This is a genomic window from Polynucleobacter sp. MWH-CaK5 (genome assembly GCF_018687615.1).
Taxonomy (GTDB): Bacteria; Pseudomonadota; Gammaproteobacteria; order Burkholderiales; family Burkholderiaceae; genus Polynucleobacter.
In genome coordinates this window covers 111,731-133,757 of the sequence record NZ_CP061299.1, presented here as the reverse complement: position 1 = coordinate 133,757, position 22,027 = coordinate 111,731, and the positions used below count along the sequence as shown (strand labels likewise).

Below are 22,027 nucleotides of genomic sequence, written 5' to 3'. Positions count from 1 at the left end.
AACTTATTTCACCAGCTTTAGGCTAGGTCTTCCTTTAGAAATCGGTGTATTTTTGTCTGCTGTTGGCTCTGGTGGGCTTGCTTTCTCAACCGGGAAAGACATGCCCTGGCCATTTTCTTTGGCATAAATCGCCATCACATGGCTCATAGGCACATGAATATCTCGAGGCACTCCTGCAAAGCGCGCCTTAAGTGAAATCCATTCATTGTCCAAAGACAATTGCTGGCAAGCATCAGGACTGATGTTTAAAACAATTTCATTGTCTTTCACATAATCCATCGGCACTTGCACTTCTTCAGTCACGAAGACCGCAATGTAAGGCGTAAAACCATGATCCACACACCACTGGTGTAGTGCGCGGATCAGATAGGGTTTATTGCTTGGAACAGCGCTCATAAAATCCATTGAGCAGTGATGGCTAATTAGTCACCTAATTAGCGACGCATCACTTTCTCAGAAGGCGTCAACGCTTCGATGTATGCAGGACGGCTGAAAATACGCTCGGCGTATTTCATCAACGGTGCAGCATTACGAGATAGATCAATACCGTAATGCTCTAAACGCCATAGCAATGGGGCAATCGCCACATCTAGCATTGAGAAGTCATCACCCAACATGTATTTGTTCTTGATGAAAATCGGTGCCAACTGTGTCAAACGATCACGAATCGCTAAACGAGCTTTCTCGTGATTCTTTTCTGCAGCCTTGCCTTTTTCATTTTCCAAGGTTGATACGTGAACGAATAATTCTTTTTCAAAATTGAACAAGAACAAACGTGCACGTGCGCGCGCTACTGGATCAGGCGGCATCAACTGTGGATGTGGAAAACGCTCATCGATGTATTCATTGATGATGTTTGATTCATAAAGAATCAAATCACGTTCAACCAAAATAGGTACCTGACCATAAGGGTTCATCACAGAGATGTCTTCTGGCTTGTTAAATAAATCAACGTCACGGATTTCAAAGTCCATGCCTTTTTCAAACAAAACCAAACGACAACGCTGCGAGAATGGGCAGTTAGTGCCCGAATACAAAACCATCATGGGTCAAACTCCTAATTATTTTTTAGTGGATGTCTTTCCAGTAAGACTTGTTCAATCCCCAAGCCAAAACTGTAAATATTGCTAAGAACATCAAAACCCAAACGCCTAAACGCTTACGATCCAACTGCGCAGGCTCACCCATCCACTGAAGATAAGCTACCAAATCACCCATCGCATCATCAAACTCTTGTGGCTTTAACTTACCAGGAGTCACTTGCTCGAAGCCCTTGAAAACGTGAACTGTCTTCGTAGCATCGTGCGGATCTTTCTCATCAGCAAACTTGGCCGTACGAACACCTTGCAATTCCCACATCACGTGCGGCATACCTGCACTTGGGAAAGCCATGTTGTTCCAACCAGTGATTTTTGTATCGTCTTTGTAAAAAGTACGCAAGTAGGTGTACAAATAATCCACACCTTTGGCACGAGCAATCACTGACAAATCAGGAGGCATTGCACCGAACCATGTCTTGGCATCTTTTGGTGAAATAGCCACATTCATCATGTCGCCAACTTTTTCACCACTGAACAACAAGTTTTGCTTGATCTGCTCGTCCGTCAAACCGATATCGCGCAAACGGTTGTAACGCATGCTCACTGCACCGTGACAGTTCAAACAGTAATTAACAAATAACTTGGCACCATTTTGAAGTGCGACTTCGCTGTTCACACGCTTTGGCGCAGAATCTAATGGGAAGTTACTGCCAGCAGCTTGCACAGCATTCACTGACAAAACAACTGCCAAGCCACCAAACATTTTCCAGATGATTTTTTTCATTTTCATTTTTCCTTTTGGGTGCTCGCGATCAATGCGCAACAAAATTAACGCGACTTGGCACTGGCTTGAATTGACCCATCTTGCTCCACCATGGCATCGCCAAGAAGAAACCAAAATAAATCAATGTACCCAATTGAGACACCTTCTCACCGATTGGTGATGGTGGCTGAATACCCAAGTAACCCAACACAACAAACGTCACCACAAATAAGCCATAAATATATTTTTGGCCTTGTGGACGATAACGAATTGATTTAACTGGTGAGTTGTCCAACCATGGCAAGAAGAAGAAAATTACCACTGAACCGCCCATCACCATCACGCCCCAGAACTTGGCATCAAACAAGAAGAAGCCAGCTGCAAGAGCCACCAAAATACCAGCACAAATACCCTGTACTTTTTTGTCTTTTGTGCCACGAATCACAAGACCCAACAACGCAGCAGCAAACAACCACATTGGGATCAAGAACTCACCGGTCACCGCACGCAACATAGAGTAGAACGGTGTGAAATACCAAACCGGTGCAATGTGCGGAGGCGTCTTCAATGGATCAGCAGGAATGAAGTTATTGAACTCCAAGAAGTAGCCGCCCATTTCAGGAGCAAAGAACACGATGAAGGCGAAGATCATCAAGAACACGCCAACACCCATGATGTCATGTACTGAGTAATACGGGTGGAATGGAATACCATCCAATGGCACGCCATTAGCATCTAAGTTTTCTTTGATTTCGATACCATCAGGATTGTTTGAACCCACTTCATGCAATGCGATGATGTGAGCAACAACCAAACCAATCAATACCAATGGCACAGCGATCACGTGGAATGAGAAGAAACGGTTCAACGTCGCATCACCCACCACATAGTCACCACGGATCCACAATGAAAGATCAGGACCTACCAATGGGATTGCAGCAAACAAGTTAACGATCACTTGAGCGCCCCAGTAAGACATCTGACCCCATGGCAACAAATAACCCATGAACGCTTCAGCCATTAAGCACAAGAAAATCGCGCAACCGAAAATCCACACCAATTCACGTGGCTTACGGTATGAACCGTAAATCATGCCGCGGAACATGTGCAAATAAACCACCACGAAGAACATCGAGGCGCCCGTTGAGTGCAAGTAACGCACTAACCAACCCCATGGCACTTCGCGCATGATGTATTCAACAGATTGGAAAGCTTTTTCTGCATCTGGCTTGTAATGCATCACCAAGAAAATGCCGGTGATGATTTGCAAAGCCAAAACTAAAATTGCCAATGAACCAAAGAAGTACCAAAAGTTAAAGTTCTTTGGTGCGTAGTATTTGGTTAAGTGACCTTCGATAGTTGCTGTGAGTGGAAAACGTGAATCTACCCAAGCCAATAATTTTGTTCCGCGTGATGCATTCGCTGGAACTTCTTTTTCATGAAATGCCATGGTCTACCCCTTACGCTTTCTTGTCTTCACCAATGATCAACTTTGTGTCGCTCACATACATGTGTGGCGGCACTTCTAAGTTGTCTGGTGCAGGTTTGTTCTTGAACACGCGGCCTGCCAAGTCAAATGTTGAACCGTGGCATGGGCACAAGAAACCACCTGTCCAGTTATCTGGCAATGATGGCTGAGCGCCTGTTTCAAATTTTGTGATTGGTGAACAACCCAAGTGCGAACAAATACCAACGGCTACCAAGTACTCTGGCTTGATAGAACGGTGTTGATTTTGTGCATAAGCAGGTGTCAAATCTTTTGGATTGCGCTCTGACTTTGGATCAGCCAAATCGCCTTCAACTTTTGCCAAAGATGCCAACATCTCTGGTGTGCGGCGCACAACCCATACTGGCTTACCGCGCCACTCAACTGTGCGCATTTCGCCTGGCTGCATACCGCCGATATCCATTTCAACTGGAGCACCTGCGGCCTTAGCCTTCTCTGAGGGAGCAAATGTGCTCACCAATGGCAACGCTACTGCTGCCGTACCAACTCCACCCGCAACAGATGTTGCAATAAGCCACTTACGACGGCTGCTATCCATGCTTTGTTCGCTCATTACTGAAATTTCCTCTAGAAAGGCATATTGATGACGTCAATTAAAGATTATAGCTAATCCGGGGGCTTGATTTAAACCCCATCAGATCAAAAACCAGCTAAAAAGCGCAAAAAATGATCAACTTACAAAGTTGTAAAGTGTTAAGCGCTTCAAACTGGATTAGGAATATCCACAAATTGGTGCTTGAGCTTGTATTTCTGGGCCACAAATTCACCCAGAGCAGCAATGCCGTAACGCTCAGTGGCATGATGGCCAGCAGCAATGTAAGCCACCCCTGACTCTTGTGCAGCATGGAAGGTCTGCTCAGAAACCTCTCCACTGATGTAAGCGTCCACTTTCATTGAAATAGCTTCATTGATATACCCCTGAGCACCACCGGTGCACCAGGCAATGTGTTTGATGGGCTTATTTAGGTCGCCAATCACCAGAGGGTCCCGACCCAAACGACCAGAGATACTCCTGGCCAATTGCCCCAAAGTCTTTTGAGAAGCCTCAGGACGCCCCTCCCAAATCAGACCATCCATGGGTGAGGCGGAGCTCAAAGAAACCCTCTTAGAGCCCATAAGAGGCTTCCAACCCATCACTTTGGCCAATTGAGCGTTATTACCCAACACAGGGTGCACATCCAAAGGTAAGTGATATGCAAACAAATTGATCTCATGGTCCATCAGCAACTTCAAGCGACTGTGCAACTGCCCAACGAGCCGAGCATCGTCGTTTTTCCAAAACCAGCCATGGTGAACCATGATGGCGTCCGCCTTCAATGCAATCGCCTCTTCAATCAACGCCAAGCTAGCCGTCACCCCGCTGACCAAAGTTTTGATGATGGGCTTACCCTGAACCTGCAAACCATTGGGACAGTAATCCTTGATGCGAGCCACCTGCAACTGATCATCCAAATACAAAGACAACTCATCTTGAGTCACAGAGTGAGCAAGTTTGGCTTTTGGAGTTTTCACAGTTTTCACGGATTTCCTGTTTGGCTGAATTTTCTTAGTCATGGTCTTTTTTAATTCTCTTAATTATTTTCTCGTTTTTAATGCAAATAGATTAACCTAACAACATGATGAAACATCTTTGGTTACTTTTCGCACAAATCTTCACGGCCCTACTGGCCCTGGTATTTATTTTGGCAACTTTCAAACCACAATGGTTAGAAGGTGGTCCTTTTAAATACTTTGGTGATTCAATCTCAACGATCACCCTCAAAGAATCCAGCATTGATCCCAGCACACCTAACCCAGGCTCACATCATGAAGCCGTTAAAAGCTCCATGCCAGCAGTGGTCAATATTTTTATCAGCAAAAATAATTCTAATAAAAAATCTAAATCAAAAGCACTGCCACCACAACATCCTCAAATACCTAATCCTGAAGACTTCAATCCCAACTTAGGCTCAGGTGTCATCGTCAGCGCAGAAGGCTTGATCCTCACCAATGAACACGTCATCGAAGGTGCTGATGTCATTGAAGTGGCTTTAGCTGATGGCAGAAAAACCACAGCGACTCTGATTGGTAGCGACCCAGACACAGACCTCGCAGTTCTTCGAGTGCAAATGCCCAATCTACCCAAACCCATCACATTCGGAAAAATAGAATCCGTCAAAGTAGGTGATGTGGTTCTTGCGATTGGCAATCCGTTTGGCGTTGGTCAAACAGTCACATCCGGAATTGTCTCTGCATTAGGCAGAGATCATTTGGGCATCAACACCTTTGAAAACTTTATTCAAACAGATGCTGCGATCAACCCCGGTAACTCGGGCGGTGCCTTGGTTGACACCCGAGGACATCTGATTGGCATCAATACAGCCATCTATTCACGAAGTGGCGGTTCTATGGGCATTGGTTTTGCCATCCCGGTTAACACCGCCAGAGATGTGATGGAATCCATTATCAAAAACGGCAGTGTTGTCAGAGGTTGGATTGGTGTTGAACCCATGAACATCTCTGCAGAGATGGCAGACACACTCAAGATCAGTGCTGATGGTGTATTGATCAATGGCACACTCAAAGGTGGCCCAGCGGATAAAGCCGGCATTCAGCCAGGTGATGTTTTAAAAACAATCAACAACAAACCAGTTAACAACATCACTCAGCTATTGAAGCAAATATCTGAAGTACCTCCAGGCGACAAGATCAAAGCCACGATCAATCGCAAAGGTAAAAACTTAGAACTAGAAATACAAGTAGGCAAGAGACCAGGGCCCAAGAAGCGATAGAAACAAAATAAAAATGAAAAGGGGCCTCGTGAATCACAGAGCCCCTTTCAAACAAGTTAACCAATCACATCAAAACTTGTATGTCACACCCACAGATGTAGCGATTGGACTTAACTTCAATGTGCCTGCAGATGCACCAGAAGAATTAACAATCACATATGTTTCAATCTGAAGATATTTAACATCTAAATTAATGCCCCAGTTTTTTGTGAGCATGTAATCAGCGCCAATTTGAGCTGCATAACCAATACTTGATTTTTCAACTGAATACTCATCAGCGCCACCAAGATTTCGACTGCCAAAACGAGTATAGTTAATACCAGCACCCACATATGGCTTTAACGGGCCAAACTGAGTGAAGTGGTATTGAGCCAATAATGTTGGAGGCAGAGCAGTAACTGTTCCTAATGAAGTGCTATGACTTCTTACGTCGACTCGTTGTGGATAGGTCAAAACTAACTCTGCTGAGATGTTCTTAGTAAAGAAATACGTAATGTCTAATTCTGGAATAGTTTTATCTTTTGCGTTGACATTCAAACCGGAAGCATTAATTGTGGCGGTACTCTGACCATTTTCCCAATTTAAATCCGTAGCGCGCACACGAACCATCCAAGGATTTTCCTGTGCGATTGCATTGAATGACAAAGCTGCCAAAAAACCCAAAGCCAATTTGCTGATTGTTTTCTTATTCATTTTTCTTTCCCTCAAAAATAGTCACTATCTGACCTACCAATCTTAGAAAGGGAAGAGAAACAAAGATTTGACCTGCATCAAATCAAACTTAGCCAAAGTGGCTAAGTACCACTTACTTGATTTAAGTCAAGTAAGTGGTTTAGTAAAAAATTAATGCGCCAAGATCTTAGATAAGAAATCTTTAGCCCTTGGTGATCTTTCTTCAGGCTTGTTAAAGAAATCATCCTTCGGGCAATCTTCAACAATCTTGCCTTGATCCATGAAGATCACGCGATTACTAACTTTTCTGGCAAAACCCATTTCGTGGGTCACGCACATCATGGTCATGCCTTCATTGGCGAGCTGAACCATCACATCCAATACCTCACCCACCATTTCAGGGTCTAGAGCGGATGTAGGCTCATCAAACAACATCACAATCGGATCCATGCTCAAAGCTCTTGCAATCGCCACGCGTTGCTGCTGACCGCCTGATAGCTGACCTGGGAACTTATCCTTTTGAGCAGATAAGCCTACTCGATCTAAATACTTTAAACCATGCGCCAGCGCATCACTTGGACTACGTCCAAGTACCTTGACTTGAGCCAATGTTAAGTTTTCAGTGACAGATAAATGTGGGAATAATTCAAAGTGCTGGAACACCATACCCACTCTTGAGCGCAATTTAGGTAAATTGGTTTTGGAATCATGAACGGCGATGCCATCAACGGTGATTTCACCTTTTTGAAATGGCTCTAATGCATTGATGGTCTTGATCAAGGTTGATTTACCAGAACCTGATGGACCACAAACAACAACTACCTCACCTTTTTTAATGTCAGTGGTGCAATCCGTTAATACCTGGAAATTGCCATACCACTTGGAGACGTTTTTCATTTCAATCATGGTGATCTCTTATGTCTTTGTTATTTGATATTTAATTTACTTAAGCTATTTTTAGGCTATTGATTAATTATGTTTTAACGAATAATCGCCACACGTTGCTGCAATACTCTGACAAGTCTTGATAAGCTAAAGCAGATCAAGAAATAAATCACGGCTGCAGCCAAATAAGTTTCAATCGGACGTCCAAAGTTTTTACCAGCCACTTCAAACCCTTTGAGCATGTCATAGGCACCAATGGCGTAAACCAAGGACGTGTCCTGGAACAAAATGATGGTTTGAGTGAGCAATACCGGAATCATGTTCCTAAAGGCTTGCGGCAAAATGATCAAACGCATGTTTTGAGAATAAGTCATGCCCATGGCTTGGCCAGCATGGATTTGCCCTCTAGGAATCGATTGAATACCTGAGCGCATGATTTCGCAAAAAAAGGCCGCTTCAAAAGCAACAAAAGTGATGATGGCTGATAGTTCGGCGCCAATTGGTTTACCAAGAATAGCTGGCATCAATAAGAAGAACCAGAGAATCACCATCACCAATGGAATCGAGCGCATCGTGTTCACATAAGCAGCTGCAGGTATCTCTAACCACTTATTGCCAGATAAACGCATCAAAGCCAAAAGAGTGCCAAAGAAAATACCTCCCACGGTGGCAATCACTGTCAACTGGATACTAAACACCAAGCCACTCAAGACATAACTTCGGATGAGTTCCCAGCTGTAAAAAGAAAGATCAATATTCATTTATTTATCTTTCTTAATGACCACCGCTGCTAGCTGCAGCAATGAAACCAGGCACCCTGGTTCTAGATTCAATGAAAGCCATGACACGGTTCACACTTAAAGCAGAAACCACGTACAAGGCTGTCACACCTAAATAGATTTCGATACCTCTGGAGGTCTCTTCTTGTGCCTGCATCGCGAACAAAGTCAGCTCTGCAACTGAAACAGCAAAAGCCACAGAAGAGTTTTTAATGATGTTCATTGACTCTGATGTCAACGGAGGAATCACGATGCGTAAAGCCATGGGCAAAATCACATAGCGATATGACTGAGCAGTGGTTAAACCAACTGCCAATGCAGCGTAACGTTGACCTCTAGGCAAAGAGCCAATACCGGCTCTGACTTGTTCTGCAATACGAGCAGAAGTGAAGAAGCCCAGGGCCAAACTCACCAATACAAATGAAGGGAAGCCCTTCATCACAGGAAATAGCGCGGGTATCACGTGATACCAAAGAAATACCTGAACCAATACAGGAATATTTCTGAACAACTCAACCCATACAGTGCCCAATAATGCGAGCGCTCGGGTCAATAAATTATCGGGGGGCAAGGTTCTTAAAGTGCCCATCAAGACACCCAAAATCATGGCCACAAAAAGACCTAGGGCTGAAACCGATAAGGTCCAGCCCCAAGCAGATAACATCCAGTCTAAATAAGTGATTTCTCCACCGGTGCCAAAGCACACCGGTGAGAAATCTTCTTCTAAAGTACTTTTACAAAATACTTCCCAATTCCAAGACATCTAATGTGTTTACTTTCTACTACTTGTTACTTGGTTAGGGAATTACTTCTTAGCGTAGTCTTCAGCAGGTTTGTCGTTTGGATTAGCCCAAGCGTCTTTTGTACTTGCAGACAAAGCTAAACCAACTTTATTGCCTTTTGGTGGAATTGGTTGCAAGAACCATTTGTCCCACAACTTAGCCAATGTGCCGTCTTTCATCATCTTCTTGATGCTGTCGTCCACAGACTTCTTGAACGCTGGGTCATCTTTACGGATCATGATCGCGATTGGCTCAACTGCAATAACTTCACCAACGATTTTGAAATCGGCTGAGTTCTTAGCGTTGGCAATGTTGCCGGCCAAAATTGAGCCGTCCATGACGAATGCATCAGCACGACCAGACTCTAACAACAAGAAGCTGTCAGCGTGGTCTTTACCAAATACTTCATCAAAGTTCACGTTTGCAGCACGCTCGTGCTTGCGCAACAACTGAACTGATGTTGTACCTGTTGTTGTGGCTACTTTCTTGCCAGCCAATTGGTTCAAAGAAGTGATGCCAGAGTTTGCTTTAACAGCAATGCGAACTTCTTCAACATATGTTGTTACAGCAAAAGCCACGTCTTTTTGACGTGTTGCATTGTTTGTTGTTGAACCACACTCAATGTCCACTGTACCGTTAGCCACCAATGGCAAACGATTTTGTGAAGTCACAGCTTGATATTTGATATCTAGCTTGTTCAATTTCAATTGTTTTTGCACGTCGCCCAAAACGCGTTGGCAAATTTCTACGTGGTAACCAGCAAACTTGCCGTCACCCACTGTGTATGACAAGGCACCTGAAGACTCACGCACACCCATTGTTACTGCGCTTGATGATTTGATTTTTGCCAAAGTGTCAGCTTGTGCTGTGGCGATCACGCCCAAACCTAATAATGCTGCAACTAATAGATTCTTTTTCATTACTGCTCCTTCATTGTTATTAAAACGAACCGAAAACAGACCCAATCAGGCAAAAAGCCGGATTTAGACTTTTTAGCAGATTTTGAGAAATAAAAGTAGATGGGTATGCCCTAATTATGTGCCGTTAATTTGGAATAAATAGGGTAATTTTTGTACCAGATTGGTAATTTTCACTATCTAACAGATAAGGACTATCTAAACTAATCTTTAAATTATGTTGCAAAACAATCTCTTTAACTATCGATAGACCCAATCCACTACCAGGTTCTTTGCTATCACCTCTAAAAAAGCGATTAAAGACCTTTTCCTGATACTGCAATGGAATGCCGGGGCCATTATCAATGACGCTCAATGAATCATGATCAGCCCTGATGGTTACTTGAGTACCAGAAGGGCAATATCTAATAGCGTTATCGATTAGGTTGCCAATGCATTCTGATAACAAAATTTCAGATCCCCTAACAACCAAAGAGTTAACCTGACAATCAATCCCTAAATCAATGCCTAATTTTTGTGCATGCGGGTAATAATCAATGACCAATTGTTTTGACAGAGCGACCAAATCTACGTTTTTAGTCAAATCAATCTCATACCCATGCTCAGCCTTCGTCATTGATAAAAGTTGCTCAGTCAACCTAACCGAAGTGTCAGCTGTTTTTGAGAGGCCTTCAATAATCTTCGCCAGCTCTTCATTCATGGGCTCTTTTTTTGCTAAACCAACTTGAGTTTTAACAATCGCCCAAGGAGTTCTTAGTTGATGTGCGGCATTGCCTATGAATTTTTTTCTAAGCGTGAGCAGATTAGCTAATCGAGATAGATAAATATTTAAACTTTCTATAAAAGGAACAAGCTCTTTTGGTAAAGACTTGTTCTCTATCGTACTTAAATCTGATTCATCACGATTCGCTAAATAACGACTCAAACGATTAATCGGCTTAAGGCTCTTATTAATCACAATCCAAATAAGCCCAGTTAAAGCAATGAGCAAAATTGTTTGACCTAACAAGAGCTCTCTAAGCATGTGGGAAATTAATATATTTCTTGCCTCTAAAGTCTCGGCAACCTTGATCGTGATTAATCCTTTAGTTCCCGACTTTTGATTGAGGTCTGCTGACTCAACCAATGAGTGTTTCAATATGGCCAAACGAATTGGCAATCCATTGATATTTTCATTATGAAAACTTACCAGTGAAAAGTAATTGACTGAGTTCTCTGTTTGGCCAGAAGGGCTTGGCAGCATTGCATTGCCAACCAAGGTTTGATTATCTTCATTGACGATTTGATAAAAAAACCTTGAGCCGATGTTACTTTCAAACAAGTATGTGGCTGATTCAGGCACTTCAATCTTTAATCGTCCGCCTTCTAATTTTGATTCTTCAGCAATTGTTCTTGCTGCAATATACAAAGAGCGATCATATGCATTGTTAGCAGCATCCACGCTATTTCTATAAGAAAAAATAGCATTGATGATGATCAATAGAACCAAGGGCAAAACTAGCCAAATAAACAAGGCCTGCTTGAGAGATTTAATTCGTAGACTCATGAATCAATCCTCAACATATAACCAATGCCTCTCACTGTTGTGATTTCGCACCCCAGCTCAGCAGTAATTTTTTTTCTTATTCTATAAATCAGAACCTCAACTGCATCGGGTGCTGCGTTTTCATGTTGAAATATTTGCTCATGTAAAAAATCTTTGGCCACCACTCTATTTTTTCGATCAAACAACAATCTTAATAATGCGCTTTCTCTTGGAGTTAAGCTGATCAGTTCATTTTTGTTGAAAAAGCTTTGGGTTGATTTCTCATAACTAAGGTTTCCATAAGATTCAATTTCAGAAACAATTTGAGGGGCCCTTCTTAATAGAGCATGAACTCTTGCATCAAACTCTTCCAAGTCAAATGGTTTTGGCAAATAATCATCAGCCCCAGCATTTAGACCTTTGACTCGATCACCAACATCTGCCCTTGCGGTCAAAATTAGGACAGGAACAAAATCTTTCCTAGCTCTAATTTCTTGCAATATCGTGAGGCCATCACGTTTTGGCAAATTTAAATCCAAAATAATCAGCTTAAATTCATGACTAAATAGAAGATTGGCTGCTTCCTGACCATCCATAGCTAAAGTAACTTCCAGCCCCATTTTTCGGAGGGCAGAGCTGAGCCATAAGGCTAGCTCCTGGGTATCTTCAACTAAAAGTACTTTCATTAGGGTAAAACCTTAGTCATTTTGACAGCTAATTGACAGTGGCTTGGGTGATGATTTGATTGTCATAGCTATATGGCGTTAGTTATTTTGCAATTTAACCACTTATATATCTGTTGGAGTAAAAGATGAAACTATCACGTAGAGATTTTCTATCATATAGCACTGCTTTGGGTGCTAGCAGTTTGTTGCCATTTAATGTGTTTGCTCAAGCAAAACCTCTTTTTGACTCAATTAATATGTTCATCCCTGCAGCGCCTGGTGGTGGTTGGGATGGTACTGGTCGAGCAATTGAAGTTGCTGCCAAAGAAGCTGGTCTTGTTGGGGCATTTCAATTTGAAAACGTTGGTGGTGCTGGCGGCATGGTCGGATTGCCACGCTTCGTTAATCAACGCAAAGGTCAAGGTAATTCATTGATGATTGGTGGCTCAGTCATGGTTGGCGCAGCCATCACAAATAAGAGCCCAGTGACCATGAAAGACGTTACTCCAATTGCAAAATTAACAGAAGAAGCTGGTGTTATTGCCGTACCAGCTGATGGAAAAATTAAAAACTGGAAAGATTTAGAAGCCGCATTCAAAGCAAATCCGAAAGCTGTTTCTGTTGCCGGCGGTAGTGCTGGTGGTACGGATCATCAATTATTGGGTCTAATCATTAAAGCTTTGGGCAAAAATCCAAGAGATGCTGCCTATGTAGCATTTGCAGGCGGCGGCCCAGCTAATGCTGCAATCTTGGGCGGACAAGTGACTGCAGGTATTTCAGGTTATTCAGAGTTTGAAGAGCAAATTAAAGCAGGTCGCATGCGCGCCATTGCGGTATCTGGCAATAAACGCATCCCAGGCATTGATGTTCCCACCCTCAAAGAATTGGGTGTGAATGTCACTGCTGCCAACTGGCGTGGTGTTTTTGCTGCACCAGGCATTAATGCTCAACAAAAAGCTGCTCTGGTTGACCTAGTGACGAAGATTCATGATTCAAAAGGCTGGAAAGAAACTTTGAGCAAGAGAAAGTGGACTGATGTGTTTACAGCTGGTGCAGCGTTTGATGAGCAAATCAAACAAAGCATTGCTGACACTGAAGCTGTTTTGAAAGATCTTGGTCTAGCATGAACAGTAAAATTGTCTCCGGTTTATTGTTAGCCTTATGTGCAATCGGCATTTGGCAAACAACAATCATTCCTGAGTCAACAATGTACTCTGAGGTAGGGCCAATCTTGGCCCCCTCAGTAGTCATTGCTGCTTTGACTGTATTAGGAATAATCTACTTAATACTGTCCATGAAAAATAAAAATCCAGATTGCATCGAAAGTGATGATGGCGTGCCTATTGAAGGTGGCAATCAAAGAGTTTTTTATTTTTTGATAGCTGGCATGATTTTTATTCTTTTAATAAAACCTTTAGGTTTTTTAATTCCGGCCACAGTTTGTGGGGTTGGCATAGCGAAATCATTTGATGCACCGCTGAATATAAAAACTTTTGCTATTTGTTCTTCTATTTCTCTCGCCTTCTGGGGGCTTTTCTCAGCTTTACTTGGGGTTGATTTAGGACCTCTTATTCGCTTACCTTTTTAAGTAAAAAATTATGGGTTCATTTGATTCTTTGATGCAAGGTTTTGCAGTTGCATTGCAACCTTTAACATTAATGTATGGATTTATTGGCTGTCTGGTTGGAACCCTTATTGGAGTTCTCCCAGGAATTGGGCCAGCATTAACAATTGCGCTACTTTTACCGCTGACCTTTAAGGTTCCAGCAACTGCCATGTTTGTATTATTTGCTGGTATTTACTACGGGGCAATGTACGGTGGCTCAACAACCTCGATTTTGTTAAATACTCCAGGCGAATCTGCAACGATTGTTACTTCTTTAGAAGGTAACAAAATGGCTAGAAAAGGCCGTGCAGGACCTGCTTTAGCTACAGCTGCGATTGGTAGCTTTATTGCAGGGACAATTGGCACCATTGCACTCACCTTTTTTGCACCAATGGTGGTTGATCTAGCTTTGGCTTTTGGACCTGCTGAGTACTTTAGCTTAATGGTACTCGCTTTAATTATGGTATCTGCAGTATTGGGTAACTCTGCTCTGCGAGGCCTTATCAGTTTATTTGCCGGTCTTTTGTTTGGTTTAGTGGGGATTGATTTGCAAACAGGTCAAGCCCGTTTCACATTTGGTCAACCCGAGCTTTTAGATGGCATTGAAGTAACCATTGCGGCTGTTGGACTTTTTGCTGTGGGAGAGGCTTTATATCTGGCCTGGCAAGGAAAAGAAAATAAGAATTCTGAAGTATTAAAAGTTTCTGGAAGTTTGTGGCTAAGCAAAGAGGATTGGAAGCGCTCTTGGAAGCCTTGGATCAGGGGAGCTTTTTTTGGTTTCCCGGTAGGTGCAATGCCTGCTGGCGGAGCAGAATTGCCGACATTACTTTCTTATTACACAGAAAAGAAACTCTCAAAAAATCCTGAAGAGTTTGGTCATGGTGCCATTGAAGGGGTGGCTGGACCAGAGGCTGCTAACAATGCATCCGCTGCCGGTGTCTTGATGCCTTTATTAACTCTGGGCATTCCAACTTCTGCAACTGCCGCCATTATCTTGTCAGCATTTGAATCATATGGCATACAAGTTGGCCCACAGTTATTCACACAACAAAGTGGTTTGGTTTGGACTTTGATTGCAAGTCTTTATATCGGTAACGTTATTTTATTGATTCTTAATCTTCCTTTAGTTGGACTATGGGTCAAATTACTTAAAATTCCTCCACCATGGCTATATGCCGGCATCATTGTTATTTCTGCCGCAGGTGTTTATGGATCTAGTAATTCATCATTTGACGTAGCACTTTTATTCTTTTTTGGGTTGCTGGGTTTCGTGATGCGTCGCTTTGATTTTCCTGCAGCACCCATGATTATTGGTTTGATTCTTGGCCCGATGGCTGAACAATCAATGCGTCAAGCAATGACAATTAGTCAAGGTCAGTGGAGTACATTTTTTACACGGCCAATTTCCGGATCAATCATGTTGATTGCAATTGCCTTATTGGTCATTCCGCCGCTGATTAAGCTAGCTAAGATTAAAAGAGTTGGTATCGCAATTCGGTAATTTATTTGATAATTTTCTTGTCAATAAAGTCCTGAAATGCTTCCTCTGAATAACCAAGCTCTTGCATCAACTGTTGCGTATGCTCTCCCAATTGCGGGGGGCTTAACCTAATGGGTAAACGATTTCCGCCTATAGTAATTGGCAAAAGCGGTGTTTTGGTTTTTTTACCGGCTCGTGGGCCAGATGACATCACCAATTCACCTAGACCATTCGTTGCCGCTAAATGAGGGTCATTAAACAGTTCTTGTGGTTTTGTGATTGGCGCATAAGGCAACCCGTTTTTCTCAAAAATTTCTGCGACATGCTTGATATCCATGGTCAAAAACATTTCTCTTAAGATTGGCAGCAATAAAGTCCGATTTTCAACTCTTAAGTTATTTGTTTTTAATCGTTCGTCCAACTTTAGTTGCTCTAATTTAAAAGCATCACAGAACGTTTCCCATTGACCATCTGAAACCACTGCTAAAAATATTTGTTCTTCGTCTTTGACTTTAAAAACATCATAAATACCCCAAGCTGAAACACGACTTGGCATGGGAGATGCTGGTACGCCTGTGCTTGCATATTGCATCATGTGTTGACCAACCAAAAGCACATTATTTTCAAATAAGGCAGATTGAACCTCCTGACCTATCCCCGTATGTTCACGGGTTCTTAAAGCTGCCATGACTCCAATGGCGCCAAAAATGCCACCCATGATGTCATTGACTGAACTGCCGGCTCGCAGAGGTTGCCCTTCAGGGCCAGTCATATAAGCCAATCCTCCCATCATTTGTACAACCTCATCTAAAGCTGTGCGGTGATCGTAAGGTCCAGGCAGAAATCCCTTGTGAGAGACGTAGATGATTTTGGGATATTTCTTTGAGAGCGTGGCATAGTCAAAGCCATATTGAGCCATCACACCCGAACGAAAGTTTTCGCTGACAATATCTGCGCCGGCAACTAATTTTTCGACGAAAGTTCGACCTTCATCTGACTTTAAATTCACTGCAATACTTTTCTTATTGCGATTAAACATTGAAAAAAAGCCAGCGCCAGACCCCAAGAGATCGCGCGTCCTGTCTCCTTCAATTGGCTCAACTTTGATCACTTCTGCACCAAGGTCAGCAAGAACCATTCCGCAACTTGGCCCCATCACCATGTGACTAAATTCAATGACTCGAACCCCTTCATAAGGCAAAGATTTTTTCTTCATTTCAAGGATGAGCCTTTAGGCAAACCTGCTTGTGGAGTCATTCCATAAATTGTTTCATTGGGTAATGCCGCCTGAAGAATCTCTCTAGCCTTTAATAGCTGCTCAAAATTGATGCCAGTCATAACTCCCATCGCCTCAAACATAAATACCAAATCCTCTGTCACCACATTGCCTGATGCGCCTGGAGCATAGGGACATCCCCCAAGTCCACCTTGTGAGGAATCAAATGTTCTGACCCCTTCCTCAAATGCCGCTAAGCAATTTGCAAGACCCAAGCCCCGAGTGTTATGCATATGAGCAGCCCCAGCTTTTTCATTAACTTCTTGTCTCAACTGTTTAAATAATCGTTTTACTTGTGCAGGGTTGGCATAGCCAGCAGTATCAGACAAACCCACTTCATCTACACCCATATTCGCCAGCTCATAAGACATAGATATAACGTCTGATTCACTGACAGACCCCTGCAGGGTGCAACCAAATGCAGTTGAAATACCCACTTCTATCAGTACATTGGGAGAGGTTTGATTTTTATACTCAATGATTTTCTTAACTTCAGAAATCATTTCTTGGCGTGTTTTTTTGACATTAGCCAGTGAGTGAGCTTCACTTGCTGAAACAGGAATCGTGACTTTATCAACTCCTGATTGGATTGCTAATTGAGCCCCCTTCAAATTCGGAGCCAATGCAAGGACCATTCCTTTTTTCAATGACTTTGCATAACTGGCAATTTCTGGAGCATCTGCCATTTGAGGCAATAAGCTAGCGGGTACAAATGAGCAAACTTCTATTTCTTTGAGTCCGGCTTCATACAAGGCATTTAACCAAAGTCGCTTGCTTTCGGTTGACATGATGCTCTTAATCGATTGCAAGCCATCACGTGGGCCTACCTCGCTAATTAAAACCATGTTGGAAGTGTCTAAGATACCCATTGGGATATTCTAAACAAGAATGACTAAAGATCTAGAGTTGAAAAAATAAAAACCCACTCCGAAGAGTGGGTTCAATTTCATCTAACTAAAACTGGCTAGGCCAGCATTAGATTAGAAGAAGTGCTTGATACCAACAGATGTCAACTTCTCATCCGCACCAGCAGTTGTACCTGTCATACCTGTAACAGAGTAGTTACCAGATGCTTCGTTCTTAGATGCTGCATATGTTACGTAAGCAGCTGTACGCTTGCTGAAGTCATAAGTTGCACCAACTACTGTAGCTTTACCATCATAAGCTGAACCTAAATCGTTCTTAGCTGTGTGGTATGCGCCAACCAAAGTTACCTTAGCGTTAACTGGCACAGCTGCGCTGAATACAGTTGCTTTAGCTTTGTCGTTAGCAGTTGTTTCTGTGTAATCAGAAACAACTTGAATTGCACCAACGCGAACCATACCGAAGTCATAGCTCAAACCATATGAAGTTTGGTCTTGTGATTTACCAGTAGAGATCTTTTTGTTGATTTGAGCTGCAGTAGCTTTCAACTTACCGTTAACGTAACGTACTGAAGCACCGTTAGCTGAACCTGTGTCGTAGCCACCTGCGTTTTCACCAGCAGCACGGAACAACTGTACTGTTGCGCCAGAGAATGTCGGTAGCTTGTAAGCCACTGTGTTGTCAGAGTTGTCGCCCAAAGAGTCGATACCAGTTGCAGCTGCACCAGCAACACCACCAATACGCTTACCAACCAACGCTTGGTTCATACCAGCAACGTGAGAAGCTGTTGCGTTAACAAATACGTCAGAATCAGTTGCGTCTGTTGTGATCTTACCAACACGAATTTCACCGAAACCACCGCTTACGTACATGTTTGATTCACGGCTGAAGAATTGACCTGTTGTAGATGTGCTACCTGCTGTGCCAGCATCAGGAGACAAACCAGTTTCCAAGAAGAAACCAGCTTTCATACCACCGCCTAAATCTTCAACGCCAGCAAAAGTAATACGGCTTGTAGCGTATGTGTTTGAGTTAACTTTACCAAGATTACCTTGATTTGCAACACCAGCATCATGAGAAGCAACAGACTGATCGATACGACCAGAAATAGTTACTGATGATTGGGCTTGCACTGTACCAGCAACCATTGCTAATGCTGCAGAAGCGATTAATAATTTTTTCATTCGTAAATCTCCAAAAATGTGAAATAAACGTACCTAGTTAATCTAGGGACCTAGCCATACTGCAACAGGTCATTGGCTCTTATTGTGTAGTTGCGGGGCTGCGGGGGTGTTTCTCTGTCGATTTTTGGAACAAATTCACATAGTGTTGCATCTACGCAACAAATCATTTTTAAATCACTGTATTTCAAGAGAAATTAGGTGTTAAATACATATTAACCCTAATAAAAAAGGTATTTTTGTCACATGGCAAGCAGAGAATTCCTGAAAATCATGAAATTAGCCCGCTCTGGTGATGCTTTGGCGCAACAGAAAATAGGCCATATTTATATGCTTGGGGACGATGGAGTGCCCAAAAACTCTCAAAATGCTTTGCTTTGGCTTGAAAAAGCATCCGTAAGTATCGGATTTAATGACGAAATATTTAATTTTGTGGCTGATCACCTTGAACTCACGATCAACCTCTCCTCAAGCCAAGCACCCTTTGCCTGGAAATGCCTTTTATTGGCCGCCAACACAGGGCACACCCGTGCCAGATGGCTGATGGCACAAGCCATCTCTCAATTTGCACCTCAAACAAATCAAATATCTCAAACACCCATCACTGCTTTGGCATTTGCACAAATGTCTGAAAAAAATTGGAGTGATGCTGGTGGTCTTGAATCATTTCTCACGCTCGCTCATCGCTATTTAGAAGAACTCGCTGACTTATCTTCTTTCAATGAGCAAGCTTCTGCTAAAAAATTACTCGCTCAATGCTTGCAAGATGGTCGCTTAGGCACATTGGATGTTGATCGCTCAAAAAAAATCATCGCCTCATTGGCCACTCAATCGAATGACATCGGTTTAAGTAGCTTACTTTCTTTAGGCTTCTCTTTCAGTCAAGGTATTGATGCCAGCTTAGTGCCCGCATTGAAGATGCATCTACCGAGCCTACTTAGCAATAAAAAACACCAACAAAAACACCTCCCCATTTACTGGGCAGGATGGCAACAATTACAAAATGCTGATGCATTAGAAATTGCTGCTGAGCTTGGCTACGTTCCAGCGCAACTCGCCATGGGTTTACGCCTTGCAAAATTAGACACAATAGTTGATGAAGTGATTGGTAACGATAAAAATGTTTCGACAGCCACTGAAGCAAAAATAAATTCTGGTAACGCTCGCTTAAAGCGTGCGGTTTATTGGCTAAAGCTTGCTGCCAATCACGGCGAACGCGAAGCTTGGTACGCACTGGGTCTTATTAACCGCATGCCGCAATACTCTGGCTACAGTGCTGAAGACAGTGATTTATTTTTTGACAAGGCGGCCGACCTAGGTCATCCACAAGCTCAATACCGCAAAGGTGCAGCTCTCTGGCGCAAACGTGCACAACTATCAGAAGAAGTTGAAGGGCTACAAGCTTCGTATTGGGTATGGCATGCCACACAGCAAGGTGTACCAGAAGCTCAAGAATTGCTTTCTAAAATCATGGAAAGTCATTCCAATCCCAAGAAAAATGATTGGCATCAACTAGCAAGTGCTGTTGCTCAAGCAATGATTGAAAACTCTCATCGCTTCACTGGAGAAATACTTCTCATGTGTCATCGAGTGATTGTGGCGAATCAATTAAATTTATCAAAAGCAGAATTGTTGCTTGCTAACATTGCAGCCATTCAACATGAACATGGTGCAGTGGTAGATATCAGAGCAGAACTACCCCGCTCAACTCCACGACTCATATTGATTGAAACATTAGAGCAACGCAAAGCATTGATGATGGCCAGCAAAGCATTTGCAAATGCTGAACTTAGTAATAGTTTGGATGAAGGTAATTTAAGACAGCGACGTTATCGCTTAGAAAAACTCATGGAAATGGTGCAAGTTAAATAACTGAGTTTTTTAACTATTTTATTTTTATATTTCTAACTAATTTAATTCGTAAATTAATTGGCTGCAGCCGCTTCAGCCGCTTCATCGGCAGGATCTAACTTCTTCTCATAGAACCTGGCCACAAAAATACCCAACTCATACAAGATACAAAGAGGCACAGCCAACAATAATTGTGACAACACATCTGGTGGCGTCACAACTGCGGCAATCACGAAGGCGCCCACAATCACGTAAGGGCGGATCTCTTTGAGCTTTGCGATTCTGACCATGCCCAACTTCACCAACACCACCACAACCACGGGGACTTCAAAGGTCAAACCAAATGCCAAGAAAGTGGTCATGGCAAAACTCAAATACTTATCAATGTCAGTCGCCATATCAGCACCTAAGGGTGCGTTGTAATGCGCCATGAACTGAAACACAGTTGGGAACACTAAGAAGTAGGCGAATGCCATACCAGCGATGAACAACAAATAACTGCTGGTCACAATCGGCAGGATCAATTGACGCTCGTGGTTATACAAACCCGGAGCAATAAAAGCCCACAACTGATACATGATCACAGGTAAAGCACCCAAGAACGCCACCAACATCGTGACTTTCATTGGCACGAAGAATGAACCCGTGACATCGGTCACGATCATCTTGCCGCCACTTGGTAATGCATCAAGTAGAGGCTTAGAGAACAAATGGAAAATATCCGGCGCCCAATACACCAAACACAAAAACACCAACAACAAAGCACCGACTGCTTTGATCAAGCGATCACGCAGCTCAAATAAATGAGACAGGAATGTTTCTTGGATTCCGTCTTCTTTATCTGCTTCAGGTGTTTGATTTTGTGACATGGTTTAAATACTTGCGCTCTTAGAAAAATGATTTTGGTGTTTTTTGCTGACTAGCAGCACGGCGAAAACGCTTCACTCTGGCTGCACCCGACTGAATCTTTGTTTTCACGCCAGTGTTGCGCTTGTACCACTGAGGCATCGCTGTTTTCTTCACACCCCAGCTATCGCGACCTTGGCGCACATTACTTTTAGGCTCACGCACACCATAGTTATTATCAAAGTCATAACTGAACTCAGGATCGTTCAAACTCGAACTAGCTTCGCTCGTGACTTGATTGATACTGGACTCAACATCTTTCACAGCTGAAGTTGCAGCTTCTTGCATCTTCTTCAGTTCATCTAATTCAACCTGACGATTGACTTCACTTTTCACTTCAGCCATATAGCGCTGAGCACGACCCAACAAATTACCCGCCATGCGTGCAACCTTTGGTAAACGCTCAGGACCAATCACCACCAATGCGACTACCGCAATGAGGGCGAGCTTGGAAACTCCAAGATCGATCATGTCAAATGAACTTAAAAATAATGATGGTGTGTATCAAGCAAAGTTGTGTATACCAGCAATGGCAAACACACCCAATGCTTGGAGGT

General features: G+C 42.9%; 23 protein-coding genes. 5 read left to right on the top strand and 18 right to left on the bottom strand.

From position 1 onward, the window contains the following. Window positions 1–3: 3 nt before the first annotated feature. From GQ367_RS00740 to GQ367_RS00715, 6 genes are all read right to left on the bottom strand, one after another. Window positions 4–396 carry a ClpXP protease specificity-enhancing factor gene (locus GQ367_RS00740; protein WP_215290648.1) on the bottom strand — a complete coding sequence of 131 codons (393 nt, stop codon included), beginning with the start codon at window positions 394–396 and terminating at the stop codon, window positions 4–6. Between the two features lie 38 nt (window positions 397–434). Beyond that, a complete protein-coding gene (locus GQ367_RS00735) occupies window positions 435–1,046 on the bottom strand; it encodes a glutathione S-transferase N-terminal domain-containing protein (RefSeq protein ID WP_215290647.1) in 612 nt (203 codons plus the stop codon). A 22-nt stretch (window positions 1,047–1,068) separates the two neighbouring features. Beyond that, the gene (locus tag GQ367_RS00730; protein ID WP_251370214.1) at window positions 1,069–1,803 is read right to left on the bottom strand and encodes a cytochrome c1; all 735 of its coding nucleotides are present in this window, start codon (window positions 1,801–1,803) and stop codon (window positions 1,069–1,071) included. Window positions 1,804–1,852: 49 nt separating this feature from the next. Further along, window positions 1,853–3,253 carry a cytochrome bc complex cytochrome b subunit gene (locus GQ367_RS00725; RefSeq protein WP_215290645.1) on the bottom strand — a complete coding sequence of 467 codons (1,401 nt, stop codon included), beginning with the start codon at window positions 3,251–3,253 and terminating at the stop codon, window positions 1,853–1,855. 10 nt (window positions 3,254–3,263) lie between these two features. Next, window positions 3,264–3,863, bottom strand: coding sequence for a ubiquinol-cytochrome c reductase iron-sulfur subunit (gene petA, locus GQ367_RS00720; RefSeq protein ID WP_215290644.1), 600 nt, complete (start codon window positions 3,861–3,863; stop codon window positions 3,264–3,266). 149 nt (window positions 3,864–4,012) lie between these two features. Next, the gene (locus GQ367_RS00715) at window positions 4,013–4,789 is read right to left on the bottom strand and encodes a Nif3-like dinuclear metal center hexameric protein (protein ID WP_215291817.1); all 777 of its coding nucleotides are present in this window, start codon (window positions 4,787–4,789) and stop codon (window positions 4,013–4,015) included. A 137-nt stretch (window positions 4,790–4,926) separates the two neighbouring features. Here GQ367_RS00715 and GQ367_RS00710 point away from each other — a divergent pair, with 137 nt between their 5' ends. After that, window positions 4,927–6,081 carry a S1C family serine protease gene (locus GQ367_RS00710; RefSeq protein WP_215290643.1) on the top strand — a complete coding sequence of 385 codons (1,155 nt, stop codon included), beginning with the start codon at window positions 4,927–4,929 and terminating at the stop codon, window positions 6,079–6,081. A gap of 69 nt (window positions 6,082–6,150) precedes the next feature. On the opposite strand, the gene GQ367_RS00705 is transcribed toward GQ367_RS00710, so the two are convergent. The 7 genes from GQ367_RS00705 to GQ367_RS00675 all read right to left on the bottom strand — a co-directional run bounded on the left by GQ367_RS00705 (window position 6,151) and on the right by GQ367_RS00675 (window position 12,327). Further along, window positions 6,151–6,774 (bottom strand): OmpW family protein, encoded by a 624-nt coding sequence (locus tag GQ367_RS00705; protein ID WP_215290642.1) that lies wholly within the window; start codon window positions 6,772–6,774, stop codon window positions 6,151–6,153. A gap of 150 nt (window positions 6,775–6,924) precedes the next feature. Further along, a complete protein-coding gene (locus GQ367_RS00700; protein ID WP_215290641.1) occupies window positions 6,925–7,659 on the bottom strand; it encodes an amino acid ABC transporter ATP-binding protein in 735 nt (244 codons plus the stop codon). A gap of 74 nt (window positions 7,660–7,733) precedes the next feature. Next, window positions 7,734–8,399 carry an amino acid ABC transporter permease gene (locus GQ367_RS00695; RefSeq protein WP_215290640.1) on the bottom strand — a complete coding sequence of 222 codons (666 nt, stop codon included), beginning with the start codon at window positions 8,397–8,399 and terminating at the stop codon, window positions 7,734–7,736. Between the two features lie 13 nt (window positions 8,400–8,412). Next, a complete protein-coding gene (locus GQ367_RS00690) occupies window positions 8,413–9,180 on the bottom strand; it encodes an amino acid ABC transporter permease (RefSeq protein ID WP_215290639.1) in 768 nt (255 codons plus the stop codon). A 42-nt stretch (window positions 9,181–9,222) separates the two neighbouring features. Then, the gene (locus tag GQ367_RS00685; protein WP_215290638.1) at window positions 9,223–10,119 is read right to left on the bottom strand and encodes an amino acid ABC transporter substrate-binding protein; all 897 of its coding nucleotides are present in this window, start codon (window positions 10,117–10,119) and stop codon (window positions 9,223–9,225) included. 124 nt (window positions 10,120–10,243) lie between these two features. Beyond that, on the bottom strand, window positions 10,244–11,662 hold the full coding sequence (locus tag GQ367_RS00680) for a sensor histidine kinase (protein WP_215290637.1): 1,419 nt from the start codon (window positions 11,660–11,662) through the stop codon (window positions 10,244–10,246). Continuing rightward, the gene (locus GQ367_RS00675; protein WP_215290636.1) at window positions 11,659–12,327 is read right to left on the bottom strand and encodes a response regulator; all 669 of its coding nucleotides are present in this window, start codon (window positions 12,325–12,327) and stop codon (window positions 11,659–11,661) included. Before GQ367_RS00675 ends, GQ367_RS00680 begins: the two co-directional genes overlap by 4 nt. A gap of 125 nt (window positions 12,328–12,452) precedes the next feature. Between GQ367_RS00675 and GQ367_RS00670 the strand changes: the two genes are divergently transcribed. The 3 genes from GQ367_RS00670 to GQ367_RS00660 are packed head-to-tail and all read left to right on the top strand — an operon-like array spanning window position 12,453 to window position 15,413. After that, a complete protein-coding gene (locus tag GQ367_RS00670; RefSeq protein WP_215290635.1) occupies window positions 12,453–13,433 on the top strand; it encodes a tripartite tricarboxylate transporter substrate binding protein in 981 nt (326 codons plus the stop codon). Beyond that, the gene (locus GQ367_RS00665) at window positions 13,430–13,894 is read left to right on the top strand and encodes a tripartite tricarboxylate transporter TctB family protein (RefSeq protein WP_215290634.1); all 465 of its coding nucleotides are present in this window, start codon (window positions 13,430–13,432) and stop codon (window positions 13,892–13,894) included. Before GQ367_RS00670 ends, GQ367_RS00665 begins: the two co-directional genes overlap by 4 nt. Window positions 13,895–13,904: 10 nt before the next feature. Continuing rightward, window positions 13,905–15,413, top strand: a complete 1,509-nt coding sequence (locus GQ367_RS00660) for a tripartite tricarboxylate transporter permease (protein ID WP_215290633.1) — start codon at window positions 13,905–13,907, stop codon at window positions 15,411–15,413. 1 nt (window position 15,414) lies between these two features. On the opposite strand, the gene GQ367_RS00655 is transcribed toward GQ367_RS00660, so the two are convergent. The 3 genes from GQ367_RS00655 to GQ367_RS00645 all read right to left on the bottom strand — a co-directional run bounded on the left by GQ367_RS00655 (window position 15,415) and on the right by GQ367_RS00645 (window position 18,716). Continuing rightward, window positions 15,415–16,608, bottom strand: a complete 1,194-nt coding sequence (locus GQ367_RS00655; RefSeq protein WP_215290632.1) for a CaiB/BaiF CoA-transferase family protein — start codon at window positions 16,606–16,608, stop codon at window positions 15,415–15,417. Then, complete coding sequence (locus GQ367_RS00650) at window positions 16,605–17,537, bottom strand: hydroxymethylglutaryl-CoA lyase (RefSeq protein ID WP_215290631.1); 933 nt, start codon at window positions 17,535–17,537, stop codon at window positions 16,605–16,607. Before GQ367_RS00650 ends, GQ367_RS00655 begins: the two co-directional genes overlap by 4 nt. Before the next feature lie 111 nt (window positions 17,538–17,648). Further along, on the bottom strand, window positions 17,649–18,716 hold the full coding sequence (locus tag GQ367_RS00645) for a porin (protein WP_215290630.1): 1,068 nt from the start codon (window positions 18,714–18,716) through the stop codon (window positions 17,649–17,651). 270 nt (window positions 18,717–18,986) lie between these two features. On the opposite strand from GQ367_RS00645, the gene GQ367_RS00640 reads away from it, so the two are divergent. Beyond that, on the top strand, window positions 18,987–20,585 hold the full coding sequence (locus tag GQ367_RS00640) for an SEL1-like repeat protein (RefSeq protein ID WP_215290629.1): 1,599 nt from the start codon (window positions 18,987–18,989) through the stop codon (window positions 20,583–20,585). Between the two features lie 53 nt (window positions 20,586–20,638). Here the strand turns inward: GQ367_RS00640 and tatC are convergent, their stop codons facing one another. Both tatC and tatB read right to left on the bottom strand, forming a co-directional pair. Beyond that, the gene (gene tatC, locus GQ367_RS00635) at window positions 20,639–21,433 is read right to left on the bottom strand and encodes a twin-arginine translocase subunit TatC (RefSeq protein WP_215290628.1); all 795 of its coding nucleotides are present in this window, start codon (window positions 21,431–21,433) and stop codon (window positions 20,639–20,641) included. Between the two features lie 19 nt (window positions 21,434–21,452). Continuing rightward, window positions 21,453–21,941: a Sec-independent protein translocase protein TatB gene (gene tatB, locus GQ367_RS00630; protein WP_215290627.1), complete on the bottom strand. Its 489-nt coding sequence runs from the start codon at window positions 21,939–21,941 to the stop codon at window positions 21,453–21,455. Window positions 21,942–22,027 lie beyond the last annotated feature (86 nt).

Excerpts from the sequence above, each read along its gene's own strand:
- GQ367_RS00670 (WP_215290635.1), top strand. The coding sequence starts at position 12,453 with ATGAAACTATCACGTAGAGATTTTCTATCATATAGCACTGCTTTGGGT.
- GQ367_RS00730 (WP_251370214.1), bottom strand. The coding sequence starts at position 1,803 with ATGTTTGGTGGCTTGGCAGTTGTTTTGTCAGTGAATGCTGTGCAAGCT.
- GQ367_RS00690 (WP_215290639.1), bottom strand. The coding sequence starts at position 9,180 with ATGTCTTGGAATTGGGAAGTATTTTGTAAAAGTACTTTAGAAGAAGAT.
- GQ367_RS00695 (WP_215290640.1), bottom strand. The coding sequence starts at position 8,399 with ATGAATATTGATCTTTCTTTTTACAGCTGGGAACTCATCCGAAGTTAT.
- petA (WP_215290644.1), bottom strand. The coding sequence starts at position 3,863 with ATGAGCGAACAAAGCATGGATAGCAGCCGTCGTAAGTGGCTTATTGCA.
- GQ367_RS00645 (WP_215290630.1), bottom strand. The coding sequence starts at position 18,716 with ATGAAAAAATTATTAATCGCTTCTGCAGCATTAGCAATGGTTGCTGGT.
- GQ367_RS00650 (WP_215290631.1), bottom strand. The coding sequence starts at position 17,537 with ATGGGTATCTTAGACACTTCCAACATGGTTTTAATTAGCGAGGTAGGC.
- GQ367_RS00710 (WP_215290643.1), top strand. The coding sequence starts at position 4,927 with ATGATGAAACATCTTTGGTTACTTTTCGCACAAATCTTCACGGCCCTA.
- GQ367_RS00665 (WP_215290634.1), top strand. The coding sequence starts at position 13,430 with ATGAACAGTAAAATTGTCTCCGGTTTATTGTTAGCCTTATGTGCAATC.
- GQ367_RS00680 (WP_215290637.1), bottom strand. The coding sequence starts at position 11,662 with ATGAGTCTACGAATTAAATCTCTCAAGCAGGCCTTGTTTATTTGGCTA.
- GQ367_RS00675 (WP_215290636.1), bottom strand. The coding sequence starts at position 12,327 with ATGAAAGTACTTTTAGTTGAAGATACCCAGGAGCTAGCCTTATGGCTC.
- GQ367_RS00740 (WP_215290648.1), bottom strand. The coding sequence starts at position 396 with ATGAGCGCTGTTCCAAGCAATAAACCCTATCTGATCCGCGCACTACAC.
- tatC (WP_215290628.1), bottom strand. The coding sequence starts at position 21,433 with ATGTCACAAAATCAAACACCTGAAGCAGATAAAGAAGACGGAATCCAA.
- GQ367_RS00660 (WP_215290633.1), top strand. The coding sequence starts at position 13,905 with ATGGGTTCATTTGATTCTTTGATGCAAGGTTTTGCAGTTGCATTGCAA.
- GQ367_RS00735 (WP_215290647.1), bottom strand. The coding sequence starts at position 1,046 with ATGATGGTTTTGTATTCGGGCACTAACTGCCCATTCTCGCAGCGTTGT.
- GQ367_RS00640 (WP_215290629.1), top strand. The coding sequence starts at position 18,987 with ATGAAATTAGCCCGCTCTGGTGATGCTTTGGCGCAACAGAAAATAGGC.
- GQ367_RS00725 (WP_215290645.1), bottom strand. The coding sequence starts at position 3,253 with ATGGCATTTCATGAAAAAGAAGTTCCAGCGAATGCATCACGCGGAACA.
- GQ367_RS00655 (WP_215290632.1), bottom strand. The coding sequence starts at position 16,608 with ATGAAGAAAAAATCTTTGCCTTATGAAGGGGTTCGAGTCATTGAATTT.
- GQ367_RS00705 (WP_215290642.1), bottom strand. The coding sequence starts at position 6,774 with ATGAATAAGAAAACAATCAGCAAATTGGCTTTGGGTTTTTTGGCAGCT.
- GQ367_RS00685 (WP_215290638.1), bottom strand. The coding sequence starts at position 10,119 with ATGAAAAAGAATCTATTAGTTGCAGCATTATTAGGTTTGGGCGTGATC.
- tatB (WP_215290627.1), bottom strand. The coding sequence starts at position 21,941 with ATGATCGATCTTGGAGTTTCCAAGCTCGCCCTCATTGCGGTAGTCGCA.
- GQ367_RS00700 (WP_215290641.1), bottom strand. The coding sequence starts at position 7,659 with ATGATTGAAATGAAAAACGTCTCCAAGTGGTATGGCAATTTCCAGGTA.